Origin of the sequence: Streptococcus mitis (assembly GCF_023109235.1) — a bacterium.
GTDB classification, from domain to species: Bacteria; Bacillota; Bacilli; order Lactobacillales; family Streptococcaceae; genus Streptococcus; species Streptococcus mitis_DA.
The window spans coordinates 22047-35336 of record NZ_JALDUC010000005.1; the positions used below are offsets into that span (position 1 = coordinate 22047).

13 protein-coding genes are annotated in these 13290 nt (G+C 40.2%); 12 read left to right on the plus strand and 1 reads right to left on the minus strand.

From position 1 onward, the window contains the following. Positions 1-48: 48 nt before the first annotated feature. On the minus strand, positions 49-900 hold the full coding sequence (locus tag M1F55_RS04080; RefSeq protein WP_247947329.1) for a MurR/RpiR family transcriptional regulator: 852 nt from the start codon (positions 898-900) through the stop codon (positions 49-51). A 191-nt stretch (positions 901-1091) separates the two neighbouring features. Here M1F55_RS04080 and pbp2b point away from each other — a divergent pair, with 191 nt between their 5' ends. The 12 genes from pbp2b (at position 1092) to M1F55_RS04140 (ending at position 13252) form a co-directional block, all read left to right on the plus strand. Then, positions 1092-3149 (plus strand): penicillin-binding protein PBP2B, encoded by a 2058-nt coding sequence (pbp2b, locus tag M1F55_RS04085; protein ID WP_247947330.1) that lies wholly within the window; start codon positions 1092-1094, stop codon positions 3147-3149. A 10-nt stretch (positions 3150-3159) separates the two neighbouring features. Further along, positions 3160-3756: a recombination mediator RecR gene (recR, locus tag M1F55_RS04090; protein WP_000966754.1), complete on the plus strand. Its 597-nt coding sequence runs from the start codon at positions 3160-3162 to the stop codon at positions 3754-3756. Between the two features lie 174 nt (positions 3757-3930). Beyond that, entirely contained in the window at positions 3931-4974 is a 1044-nt protein-coding gene (locus tag M1F55_RS04095) for a D-alanine--D-alanine ligase (protein ID WP_247947331.1), read from the plus strand. A gap of 83 nt (positions 4975-5057) precedes the next feature. Next, on the plus strand, positions 5058-6431 hold the full coding sequence (locus tag M1F55_RS04100) for a UDP-N-acetylmuramoyl-tripeptide--D-alanyl-D-alanine ligase (RefSeq protein WP_247947332.1): 1374 nt from the start codon (positions 5058-5060) through the stop codon (positions 6429-6431). A 94-nt stretch (positions 6432-6525) separates the two neighbouring features. Continuing rightward, positions 6526-7230, plus strand: a complete 705-nt coding sequence (locus tag M1F55_RS04105) for a YwaF family protein (RefSeq protein WP_001055234.1) — start codon at positions 6526-6528, stop codon at positions 7228-7230. A gap of 214 nt (positions 7231-7444) precedes the next feature. Beyond that, positions 7445-8824, plus strand: coding sequence for a cell division protein FtsA (gene ftsA / locus M1F55_RS04110; RefSeq protein WP_004257776.1), 1380 nt, complete (start codon positions 7445-7447; stop codon positions 8822-8824). Positions 8825-8841: 17 nt separating this feature from the next. After that, a complete protein-coding gene (gene ftsZ, locus M1F55_RS04115) occupies positions 8842-10098 on the plus strand; it encodes a cell division protein FtsZ (RefSeq protein ID WP_045605920.1) in 1257 nt (418 codons plus the stop codon). A gap of 4 nt (positions 10099-10102) precedes the next feature. Beyond that, positions 10103-10774, plus strand: coding sequence for a YggS family pyridoxal phosphate-dependent enzyme (locus M1F55_RS04120; protein WP_247947333.1), 672 nt, complete (start codon positions 10103-10105; stop codon positions 10772-10774). A gap of 9 nt (positions 10775-10783) precedes the next feature. Beyond that, a complete protein-coding gene (locus M1F55_RS04125; protein ID WP_000053357.1) occupies positions 10784-11317 on the plus strand; it encodes a cell division protein SepF in 534 nt (177 codons plus the stop codon). Beyond that, entirely contained in the window at positions 11317-11580 is a 264-nt protein-coding gene (locus tag M1F55_RS04130; RefSeq protein ID WP_049500943.1) for a YggT family protein, read from the plus strand. Before M1F55_RS04125 ends, M1F55_RS04130 begins: the two co-directional genes overlap by 1 nt. Continuing rightward, the gene (locus tag M1F55_RS04135) at positions 11577-12362 is read left to right on the plus strand and encodes a YlmH family RNA-binding protein (RefSeq protein ID WP_247947334.1); all 786 of its coding nucleotides are present in this window, start codon (positions 11577-11579) and stop codon (positions 12360-12362) included. The genes M1F55_RS04130 and M1F55_RS04135 overlap by 4 nt, the downstream gene beginning before the upstream one ends. Before the next feature lie 8 nt (positions 12363-12370). Beyond that, complete coding sequence (locus M1F55_RS04140) at positions 12371-13252, plus strand: DivIVA domain-containing protein (protein ID WP_345772936.1); 882 nt, start codon at positions 12371-12373, stop codon at positions 13250-13252. The last annotated feature ends 38 nt before the right edge of the window (positions 13253-13290 follow it).

Here is a 13290-nt window from a genome sequence, read left to right on the forward strand (position 1 = left end):
AGAGGTATGTTTGGTGATGAATAAAAATCCTAGTTTGGCTTAGCCAAGCTAGGATTTTCTTACACGTTTTTGTCTACGATAGCCGTTGAGTTTTTTATTTTCCCAGTAGCTATTAAAGATTTTCTCCTTGCTTTCACGATTGATTTCCAAAAAGTAGGCATAAATCAAATCGATAAAGAAGAGCATAGGAAGTTGAGCGGATATCCGTTGAATGTAGGAAGATTGGCTGTGGGTGGCTACAAGAACAGTCTCTGTGTAGGCTTGACTATCTTTATTGGGAACACTTGTAAAAAGTACAGTCTTTGCCCCCATCTCCTTAGCGTCTAATAGACTATCTAAAATAGAAGGAGTTGTACCAGACAGTGAGAAACCGAGTACGAGACAATTCTCATCCATAATACTGGTTGTCCAAGCAAAGCCGTCTTGGTCAGTCAAGGCCTCGCAGACTACACCTAGACGCATGAAGCGTAATTTCATTTCACGAGCTACGAGGCCAGAACTGCCTGTTCCGAAGAAGTAGACACGCTCAGCATCTTCGATTAGCTGGGCAATTCCTTCTAGTTGTACTTCGTCAATCAAGTCCTGTGTTTGTTCCCTCATATTACTATAACTTCTGAGGACTCGTTTGGTCAGTGGACTGTGCTTGGAGACTTGTTTAGTTTGATTTTCTGCCTGATGTTGGTATTGGAAAATAAATTCTCGATAACCTGTAAAACCACACTTTTTAGCAAAGCGAGTTAGTGCAGCCTGAGAGATATGTAATTTTTGAGTGACTTGTTGAGAAGATAAATCATCTGTAATCGTTTCAGCTTGCAAAAAATAGCGAGCGATTTCTTGCTCTAGGTCTGTCATTTCTTCAAAATGTGAATCAATGACAGTTGCGATATCTGGTTTGTCCATAGGGAAGGCTCCTTTAAATGAGTCGTGTTGGAAAAAGACTAGATTATTGAACTTTTACATTCATTATAACATATAATATAGGGATGAATAAATAAAAACGTATCTTGCCGTAAAAACGAAAAAAGCTTCTTTCTTTTCCATAATTTTCTGCTCAAATTGTGGTACAATGAAGAGTAAGATTTTAAATAGAAATGAGACTGATTTGTATGAGAAAATTTGATAGCCATTCGATTCCGATTCGGCTTAATTTATTGTTTTCAATTGTCATTTTGCTCTTTATGGCCATTATTGGTCGCCTGCTTTATATGCAGGTTTTGAACAAGGATTTTTATGAGACAAAATTAGCATCTGCCAGTAAAACAAAGGTGACCACTAGTTCGGCTCGGGGCGAAATTTATGATGCTAGCGGCAAGCCTTTGGTTGAAAATACTGTGAAACAAGTTGTTTCCTTTACTCGAAACAACAAAATGACGGCTGCAGATTTAAAAGAAACAGCCAAGAAGTTGCTGGCCTATGTGGGAGTTACTTCTCCAACATTGACTGATCGACAGTTGGCGGACTATTACCTAGCAGATCAAGATGTCTATAAGAAAGCAGTGGAAAGTTTACCACGTGAGAAGCGATTTGATTCTGATGGCAATCAATTATCTGAATCCGAGCTTTACAATAATACTGTTGAAAGTATCGATCCAAGCCAATTGGCCTACTCGGATGACGAAAAGAAAGAAATTTACCTCTTTAGCCAACTCAATGCAGTTGGAAATTTTGCGACAGGCACCATTGCGACAGATTCTTTGACAGATACACAGATTGCCTTGATTGCTTCAGCTTCTAAGAATTTACCTGGGATCAGTATTTCAACTTCGTGGGATCGAAAGGTCCTAGAGACTTCTCTTTCGTCTATAGTAGGAAGTGTATCCAGTGAAAAAGCTGGTCTACCAGCTGAAGAAGCAGATGCTTATATCAAAAAGGGTTATTCTTTAAATGATCGTGTTGGGACTTCTTATCTAGAAAAACAATATGAAGGAACCTTGCAAGGAAAACGCTCAGTTAAGGAAATCCATCTAGATAAGTACGGTAACATGGAAAGTGTCGAAAATATCGAAGATGGTACCAAAGGGAATAATATTAAACTGACTATTGATTTGGCCTTCCAAGATAGCGTGGACAATCTGCTTAAGAGTTATTTCAATTCCGAACTGGGAAATGGAGGAGCCAAGTATTCAGAAGGTGTGTATGCAGTCGCCCTTAACCCAAAAACAGGTGCGGTTTTGTCTATGTCAGGGCTAAAACATGACTTGAAAACGGGAGATTTAACACCTGATTCCTTGGGAACAGTAACCAATGTCTTTGTCCCGGGTTCTGTTGTCAAGGCGGCGACCATCAGCTCTGGTTGGGAGAATGGAGTCTTATCAGGGAATCAGACCTTGACAGACCAACCGATTGTTTTCCAAGGTTCAGCTCCGATTAATTCTTGGTATACTCAAGCCTACGGTTCATTCCCGATTACAGCTGTGGAAGCCTTGGAGTATTCTTCTAATACCTATATGGTTCAAACGGCTTTGGGCATTATGGGTCAAACTTATCAACCTAATATGTTTGTTGGAACCAGCAATTTGGAATCAGCTATGGGGAAACTTCGTGCGACATTTGCTGAATATGGTCTTGGAGCTTCAACGGGTATTGATCTTCCGGATGAATCTACAGGATTTATCCCTAAGGAATATGACTTTGCCAATTACATTACCAATGCCTTTGGCCAGTTTGATAACTACACCCCTATGCAATTAGCCCAGTACGTTGGAACTATTGCCAACAACGGTGTTCGGATTGCCCCCCACATTGTCGAGGGGATTTATGGAAACAACGAACAAGGTGGCTTAGGGAACGTAATCCAATCTATTGATACCAAGGAAATGAATAAAATTAATATTTCTGAGTCTGATGTTTCCATCCTCCAACAAGGATTTTATCAAGTTTCACATGGTGGGAGTGCTCTGACGACAGGTCGTGCCTTTTCCAATGGTGCAGCTGTATCCATTAGTGGGAAAACAGGTACCGCCGAAAGTTATGTTGCGGGAGGTCAAAAAGCCGACAACACCAACGCCGTGGCCTATGCCCCATCAGATAATCCTCAAATCGCTGTAGCTGTTGTCTTCCCTCATAACACCAACCTTACAAATGGTGTCGGACCTTCCATTGCGCGCGATATTATCAACCTCTATAACCAACATCATCCAATGAATTAGAAAGGAACAGATGCTTTATCCAACACCTATTGCTAAGCTAATTGACAGTTATTCTAAGTTACCGGGTATCGGGATTAAGACGGCTACACGTCTGGCCTTCTATACTATTGGAATGTCTGATGACGATGTCAATGAATTTGCTAAAAATCTCCTTTCTGCTAAGAGAGAGCTGACCTACTGTTCCATCTGCGGTCGCCTGACTGATGACGATCCTTGCTCTATCTGTACCGATCCGACTCGTGACCAGACAACGATTTTAGTTCTCGAAGATAGTCGCGATGTGGCAGCCATGGAGAATATCCAAGAATACCATGGACTCTATCATGTCCTGCATGGACTCATTTCTCCCATGAATGGTATTAGTCCAGATGATATCAATCTCAAGAGCCTCATGACTCGTCTTATGGATAGTGAAGTTTCAGAGGTAATCGTAGCAACAAATGCTACAGCAGATGGTGAAGCGACATCCATGTATCTTTCACGTTTGCTCAAGCCAGCTGGTATCAAGGTTACGCGTCTAGCACGAGGTCTTGCTGTGGGGGCAGATATCGAGTATGCGGACGAAGTGACGCTCTTACGAGCCATTGAAAATCGGACAGAGCTGTAAGTCTAGACAAATTAACAAACTCAATTCATTTATACAAAAATCACGGAGACCGACAGTTATTTTATCGGTCTCTTTTTAGATTTATTGAAGACCAGTATCAGGTTCAAGTTTCAAAAAAGAAGCAAATATGATATACTAAAGAACGAGCATTCTATTAGAATTAGGACAAGTAATATGAAACAAACGATTATTCTTTTATACGGTGGACGTAGTGCAGAGCGTGAAGTCTCTGTTCTTTCAGCTGAGAGTGTGATGCGTGCGGTCAACTACGACCGTTTCATAGTCAAGACTTTCTTCATCAGCCAGTCAGGTGACTTTATTAAAACGCAAGAATTTAGCCAGACTCCAGGTCAAGAGGACCGTCTCATGACCAATGAAACCATTGATTGGGATAAGAAAGTTGCACCAAGTGCCATCTACGAAGAGGGGGCAGTGGTCTTCCCAGTCCTCCATGGTCCGATGGGAGAAGATGGCTCTGTTCAAGGCTTCCTCGAAGTTTTGAAAATGCCTTATGTTGGTTGTAACACATTGTCATCTAGTCTTGCCATGGATAAAATCACCACTAAGCGTGTCTTAGAATCTGTCGGGATTGCCCAAGTTCCTTATGTGGCCATTGTCGAAGGTGATGATATGACTGCTAAAATTGCTGAAGTTGAAGAAAAATTGACTTATCCAGTTTTCACAAAACCATCTAACATGGGTTCTAGTGTCGGTATTTCTAAGTCTGAAAATCAAGAGGAACTTCGTCAAGCCTTGAAACTTGCCTTCCAATATGACAGCCGTGTCTTGGTAGAGCAAGGGGTAAATGCTCGTGAAATCGAGGTTGGTCTCTTGGGCAACTACGATGTCAAGAGTACGCTACCAGGAGAAGTAGTCAAGGATGTTGCCTTTTATGACTACGATGCCAAGTATATTGACAACAAGATTACTATGGATATTCCAGCCAAGATCAGTGATGATGTGGTAGCTGTTATGCGTCAAAATGCAGAAACGGCCTTCCGTGCGATTGGTGGACTAGGTCTCTCTCGTTGCGATTTCTTCTATACAGATAAGGGAGAGATTTTCCTAAACGAGCTTAATACCATGCCAGGTTTCACCCAGTGGTCTATGTACCCACTACTTTGGGACAATATGGGAATTAGCTACCCAGACCTAATCGAGCATTTGGTTGACCTTGCTAAGGAAAGTTTTGACAAGCGCGAAGCGCATTTGCTATAAAATGAAAGAGAGGGTAGAAGCCAGAACCATCACTGAAAGGTGACTAGAGTTCTCGAGCTTCGACCCTTTTTAAAGGAGTAGAAATGAAATTAACAATCCATGAAGTGGCTCAAGTTGTCGGAGCTAAAAATAATGTCAGTCTTTTTGCAGATGCTCAGTTAGAAAAGGCTGAGTTTGACAGTCGTTTGATTGCGACAGGAGATTTATTTGTGCCCCTCAAAGGTGCGCGTGATGGCCATGACTTTATCGAAACAGCCTTTGAAAATGGTGCAGTAGTAACCCTGTCTGAGAAAAAGGTCGCAAATCATCCCTACATTCTAGTAGATGATGTTCTGACTGCCTTTCAGCAACTAGCAGCCTACTATCTTGAAAAAACAGCTGTTGATGTCTTTGCGGTTACGGGTTCAAATGGTAAAACAACGACCAAGGATATGTTAGCGCACTTGCTATCAACAACCTACAAGACCTACAAAACACAAGGTAACTACAATAATGAGATTGGTCTTCCATACACAGTTCTCCATATGCCTGAAGGAACAGAAAAGTTGGTCTTGGAGATGGGGCAGGATCACTTGGGAGATATCCATCTCTTGTCTGAATTGGCTCATCCAAAAACAGCCATCGTGACCTTGGTTGGCGAAGCCCATTTGGCCTTTTTCAAAGACCGTTCGGAGATTGCTAAAGGAAAAATGCAAATTGCAGACGGGATGTCTTCGAATTCCTTGCTCTTGGCACCAGCAGATCCGATTGTAGAGGACTACTTGCCAACTGACAAAAAGGTAGTTCGTTTTGGCCAAGGAGCAGAGTTGGAAATTACAGACTTGATTGAGCGCAAGGATAGTCTGACATTTAAGGCTAATTTCTTGGAACAAGCCCTTGATTTGCCAGTGACTGGTAAGTACAATGCTACTAATGCCATGATTGCATCCTATGTTGCCCTACAAGAAGGAGTTTCAGAGGAGCAAATTCGTCAGGCCTTCCAAAATCTTGAATTGACGCGTAACCGTACTGAGTGGAAGAAAGCAGCCAATGGTGCAGATATTCTATCAGATGTGTATAATGCCAATCCAACTGCTATGAAGTTGATTTTAGAGACTTTTTCGGCTATTCCAGCCAACGAAGGTGGCAAAAAAATCGCTGTCTTAGCGGACATGAAGGAACTCGGTGACCAGTCTGTTCAGCTCCATAACCAGATGATTTTGAGCCTCTCACCAGATGTGCTTGATACCGTGATTTTCTACGGAGAAGACATTGCTGAATTGGCTCAACTGGCCAGTCAAATGTTCCCAATCGGCCACGTTTACTACTTCAAGAAAACAGAAGACCAAGACCAATTTGAAGACCTAGTTAAGCAGGTCAAAGAAAGCCTTGGAGTCAATGACCAAATCCTACTCAAAGGCTCTAACTCTATGAATCTAGCCAAGTTGTTAGAAAGTTTAGAAAATGAAGCAAAGTGATTTTGTCAAACATTTACGTATTTCTAAATCCATTTTTGACAAATAGCATGGTATAATAATATGCAGGAAAATTTTGAATCATGAGGAAGACTAGATGAATTTATGGGATATTTTCTTTACGACCCAAGCAACAGAGCCACCCAAATTTGACCTTTTTTGGTATGTCAGTATATTTACACTCTTGGCTTTGACCTTTTATACAGCCTATCGTTATCGTGAAAAGAAGGCTTACCAACGATTTTTCCAAATCTTGCAGGCCGTTCAGTTAATCCTTCTTTATGGTTGGTATGGGGTCAATCATATGCCTCTGTCAGAAAGTTTACCCTTTTACCATTGTCGTATGGCTATGTTTGTGGTGCTCTTGCTACCTGGTCAGTCCAAATATAGGCAGTATTTTGCATTACTAGGAACATTTGGGACATTAGCAGCCTTTGTTTATCCAGTGTCAGATGCCTATCCTTTCCCACATATTACGATTTTATCCTTTATCTTTGGCCACTTAGCTCTCTTGGGGAACTCTTTAGTTTATCTATTGAGACAGTATAACGCGCGATTGCTGGATGTGAAGGGAATTTTTCTCATGACCTTTGCACTAAATGCCTTGATTTTTGTGGTCAATTTAGTAACAGGTGGAGATTACGGATTCTTGACAAAACCACCATTGGTTGGAGACCATGGCTTAGTAGCTAATTATTTAATCGTTTCCCTGGCCTTATCAGCAGCGATTACGTTAACAAAGAAAATCTTGGAACTATTTTTAGAACAAGAAGCAGAAAAAATGATTGCAAAGAAAGCTTAGAAATGAGCTTTCTTTTTTTCATAAATCTGATTTTTTATAACTTGTTTGGAAAATAAAAAAATTTGATGAGCGAATGTGAAAAAATGGTAAGTAAATTTAGGAAAAACTAAGCACGATTGGATTTTTTGTGTTATAATATTCTGTGAATAGCTATGCCCTATTTTAGCTATATTGAATAGAAGTTTGAAACTTGGAAGAGAGAGGATGCGATGTAATGGCTAGAGATGGTTTTTTTACAGGCTTAGATATCGGAACTAATTCGATTAAAGTATTGGTTGCCGAGCATAGAAATGGTGAACTAAACGTAATTGGTGTAAGTAATGCCAAGAGTAAAGGTGTAAAGGATGGGATTATCGTTGACATTGAAGCAGCAGCAACTGCTATCAAGTCAGCTATTTCCCAAGCAGAAGAGAAAGCTGGCATTTCAATCAAATCAGTGAATGTTGGTTTGCCTGGAAATCTTTTGCAGGTAGAACCAACTCAAGGTATGATTCCAGTTACATCTGATACAAAAGAAATTACAGATCAAGATGTTGAAAATGTTGTTAAATCAGCCTTGACAAAGAGTATGACACCAGATCGTGAAGTCATTACTTTTATTCCAGAAGAATTTATCGTAGATGGTTTCCAAGGTATTCGTGACCCACGTGGTATGATGGGGGTTCGTCTTGAAATGCGTGGTTTGCTTTACACAGGTCCACGTACTATTCTTCACAATTTACGCAAGACAGTTGAGCGCTCAGGTGTTCAAGTTGAAAATATTATTATTTCACCATTGGCTTTGGTTCGTTCAGTCTTGAACGAAGGAGAACGTGAATTTGGAGCTACTGTGATTGATATGGGAGCAGGTCAAACAACTGTTGCTACAATCCGTAACCAAGAACTCCAGTTTACAAATATTCTTCAAGAAGGTGGAGATTATGTCACAAAAGATATCTCTAAAGTCTTGAAGACTTCACAGAAATTAGCTGAAGGATTGAAATTAAACTATGGTGAAGCCTACCCTTCACTTGCAAGCAATGAAACCTTCCAAGTTGAAGTAATTGGTGAAGTAGAGCCTGTAGAAGTTACAGAAAGCTACCTAGCAGAGATTATTTCAGCCCGCATTAAGCACATTTTTGAACAAATCAAACAAGAGTTGGAAAGAAGACATTTGTTGGATCTTCCAGGTGGGATTGTTCTGATTGGTGGAAATGCTATTTTACCAGGTGTTGTAGAACTTGCACAGGAAGTCTTTGGCGTTGGTGTCAAACTTTACGTTCCAAATCAAGTTGGAATCCGTAATCCTGCCTTCGCTCATGTGATTAGCTTGTCTGAATTTGCTGGTCAATTGACTGAGGTGCATTTATTAGCACAAAGAGCAGTCAAGGGTGAGGATACTTTGCGTCACCAACCAATTAATTTTGGTGGGATGATTCAACGCGTTACGCAAGTAGCACAACCTACCCCTATTCAACCAGTTCAAAATACTGAGGTAGAGCAATCAGCTTCTACGAACGTAGTTGCTCCCAAAGAAGATAAAGTATCTTCTCAAAATAAACCAAAAATCGCAGATCGTTTCCGTGGCTTAATCGGAAGCATGTTTGATGAATAAAAGAGGAAAAATAAACTATGACATTTTCATTTGATACAGCAGCAGCTCAAGGTGCAGTTATTAAAGTAATCGGTGTTGGTGGAGGTGGCGGTAACGCCATTAACCGCATGGTTGACGAAGGTGTTGCAGGCGTAGAATTTATCGCAGCAAACACAGATGTACAAGCTTTGAGTAGTACAAAAGCTGAGACTGTAATTCAGTTAGGCCCTAAATTGACTCGTGGTTTGGGTGCTGGCGGTCGACCTGAAGTTGGTCAAAAGGCAGCTGAAGAAAGCGAAGAAGCCTTGACTCAAGCTATTACTGGAGCAGATATGGTCTTCATTACTGCAGGTATGGGAGGGGGCTCTGGTACTGGTGCAGCTCCTGTTATTGCCCGCATTGCTAAAGATTTAGGTGCTCTTACAGTTGGTGTTGTGACACGTCCTTTCGGTTTTGAAGGAAGCAAACGTGGTCAGTATGCTGTAGAAGGAATCAATCAACTTCGTGAGCATGTGGATACTCTATTGATTATTTCAAACAACAACTTGCTTGAAATTGTTGATAAGAAAACTCCACTTCTTGAAGCTCTTAGCGAAGCAGATAACGTACTTCGCCAAGGTGTTCAAGGGATTACGGACTTGATTACAAATCCTGGTTTGATTAATCTTGACTTTGCCGATGTGAAAACAGTTATGGCAAATAAAGGAAACGCCCTAATGGGTATCGGTATCGGTAGTGGTGAAGAACGTGTGGTAGAAGCAGCTCGTAAGGCAATCTACTCACCACTTCTTGAAACAACTATTGACGGTGCTGAGGATGTTATCGTCAACGTTACTGGTGGTCTTGATTTGACTTTGATTGAAGCAGAAGAAGCTTCAGAAATTGTCAACCAAGCAGCTGGTCAAGGAGTGAACATCTGGCTCGGAACATCTATCGATGAAAACATGAAAGATGAAATTCGTGTGACAGTCGTTGCAACTGGTGTTCGTCAAGATCGTGTTGAAAAAGTTGTGGGCCATGCACCAAGACAAGCTGTCCGTCATGAACAAGCAAGTCCTAATCATGCACACAATCATAATCGTCAGTTTGATATGGCTGAAACTGCAGAAATTCCAAGTCCAGCGCCTCGTCGCACAGAAACTTCTCAAACTTCAGCATTTGGTGATTGGGACTTGCGTCGTGAGACAATTGTTCGACCAACTGATTCAGTGGTATCACCAGTTGAACGTTTCGAAGCGCCATCTTTACACGATGAGGATGAATTAGACACTCCTCCATTTTTCAAAAATCGTTAAGTAAATGAATTTGAAAGAAAATACAGAACGTGTTTTTCAACAAGTAAAAGATGCAAGTCAGCAGTCAGGAAGAGAAGCCAATTCTGTTTCGGTTGTTGCTGTTACAAAATATGTAGACGTACCGACAGCGGAGGCTTTGCTTCCGCTAGGTGTGCATCATATTGGTGAAAATCGTGTGGATAAATTTCTTGAGAAATATGAAGCTTTAAAAGATAGAAATATTACCTGGCATTTGATTGGAACCTTGCAAAGACGCAAGGTCAAAGATGTCATTCAGTATGTTGATTATTTCCATGCTTTGGATTCATTAAAGCTAGCAGAGGAAATTCAAAAAAGAAGTGACCGAGTTGTTAAGTGTTTCTTACAAGTAAATATCTCAAGGGAAGAGAGCAAACATGGTTTTTCAAGGGAAGAACTACTGGAGCTCTTGCCAGAATTGGCCACCTTAGATAAAATTGAATATGTCGGCTTGATGACCATGGCTCCTTTTGAAGCTAGTAGTGATGAGTTGAAAGAAATTTTTAAAGCTACGCAGGATTTGCAACTAGAAATTAGAGAAAAACAAATTCCCAATATGCCAATGACGGACTTGAGTATGGGTATGAGTCGTGACTACAAGGAAGCGATTGAATTTGGCTCAACCTTTGTCAGAATTGGTACAGCATTTTTTAAATAGGAAAGAAATATGTCTTTAAAAGATAGATTTGATAAATTTATAGATTATTTTACAGAAGATGGAGAAGATGTTGGTACTACATATCAGCCTAAAGCTGAAGAGCCGATTGTGACTCCAGTCCCTTCTGTTCAAGAGTTGCCTCAACAAGCTGGTAGCACGCCATCTAAAGATAAAAACATCACTCGTCTCCATGCCCGTCAACAAGAGTTGGCTATGCAAAGTCAACGTTCTACTGATAAGGTGACAATTGATGTTCGTTATCCACGTAAATACGAAGATGCCACAGATATTGTTGATTTATTAGCTGGTAACGAAAGTATTTTGATTGATTTCCAATATATGACAGAAGTTCAAGCACGTCGTTGTTTGGATTATCTAGACGGGGCTCGTCACGTTTTGGCTGGTAACATGAAAAAGGTAGCATCTACTATGTACCTACTGACACCAGTTGATGTTGTCGTTAATATTGAAGATATCAAAATCCCAGATGAATCACAAAATGGTGAATTTGGCTTTGACATGAAACGTACGAGAGTGAGATAATGCTCTTTCTCATTCGTTTTATTCAAAATGCAGTGGATATCTATTCACTGATTTTAATCATTTTTGCTCTGATGTCTTGGTTTCCAAATGCTTATGAATCACGTCTGGGACGATTGATTATTAGTTTAGTGAAACCGATAATTGCTCCCTTACAACGTTTACCACTTCAGATTGCTGGTCTTGACTTGTCTGTTTGGGTTGCGGTATTACTAGTTCATTTTCTAGGGGAACAATTGATTCGACTTTTAGTGATCTTTCTATGAACAAGATGATTTATCAACACTTTTCTAAGAATGATTCGTCTTTTATTGATAAGGGAGTAGAATGGATAAAAAAGGTAGAAGATTCTTATTCTCCTTTTTTAACACCCTTTGTAAATCCCCATCAAGAAAAGATTTTAAAAGTTCTAGCATCAACCAACGGCATCTCCTACATGAGCAGTCAGCAGTTTCTTGAAACTGAATATGTGCGGATACTCCTGTATCCTGATTATTTTGAACCCGAATTTTCTGATTTTGAACTTTCCTTGCAAGAAATAGTTTATCCTAATAAGTTTGAACGCTTAACACATGCAAAAATATTAGGAACTGTTTTAAATCAGCTGGGAATTGATAGAAAGCTATTTGGTGATATCTTAGTCAATGAAGAGAGAGCACAGATTATCATTAATCGACAGTTTATGCTCCTTTTTCAAGACGGTATTACGAAAATTGCTCGTCTACCGGTTCGTCTAGAAGAACGGGATTTTACTGAGAAGATTGATACAGTGGAGGACTATCAAGAATTAGATATTTGTATAGCTAGTTCTAGGTTAGATGTTTTTCTAGCTGGGGTCTTCAAGCTCTCTAGAAATCAGGCAAATCAGTTAATTGAAAAGCAGGCAGTTCAAGTCAATTACCATTTAGTTGAAAAATCAGATTATGCAGTTCAAGTTGGTGATTTGATTAGTGTAAGGAAATTTGGTCGATTGAAACTTGTTAGGGATAATGGGCAAACAAAAAAAGATAAAAAGAAATTAACGGTCCAATTGTTATTAAGTAAGTGAGGAAAATTATGCCAATTACATCGTTAGAAATCAAAGATAAAACCTTTAGCACACGCTTTAGAGGGTTTGATCAAGAAGAAGTAGATGAATTTTTAGATATTGTAGTCCGTGATTATGAAGATTTGGTTCGCTCTAATCATGATAAGGATTTACATATTAAGAGTTTGGAAGAGCGTTTGTCTTACTTTGATGAGATGAAAGATTCATTGAGCCAGTCTGTATTGATTGCACAAGATACAGCTGAACGAGTAAAACAAGCTGCAACTGAACGCTCAAACAATATTATCCAACAAGCAGAGCAGGATGCACAACGTTTGTTGGAAGAAGCTAAGTACAAGGCAAATGAAATTCTTCGTCAAGCAACTGATAATGCTAAGAAGGTTGCTGTGGAAACAGAAGAATTGAAGAACAAGAGCCGTGTCTTCCACCAACGTCTCAAATCTACAATTGAGAGTCAGTTGGCTATTGTTGAATCTTCAGATTGGGAAGATATTCTTCGTCCAACAGCTACTTATCTTCAAACCAGTGATGAAGCCTTTAAAGAAGTGGTTAGCGAAGTGCTTGGGGAACCGATTCCAGCTCCAATTGAGGAAGAATCAATTGATATGACACGTCAGTTCTCTCAAGCAGAAATGGCAGAGTTACAAGCTCGTATTGAGGCAGCCAATAAAGAATTGGCTGAATTTGAAGCTCAGGCTAAACAGGAAGTGGAAAATTCAACTCCTGTAGTGAGTCCTCCAATTGAAGAAGAGCCTGTTCATCCAGTTGGTCCAATGTATGAAGAGCCAGAAGTAGCTCCAAGCCATTACTCAGGACCAACACCAGCTACTGAAGCTGTAAACTCAGAACCAGGATTTGAAGCACCGCAAGAATCCGTTACAATTTTATAAGAAATAATGTGAGAACAATATCTTATCCTTATATTTCC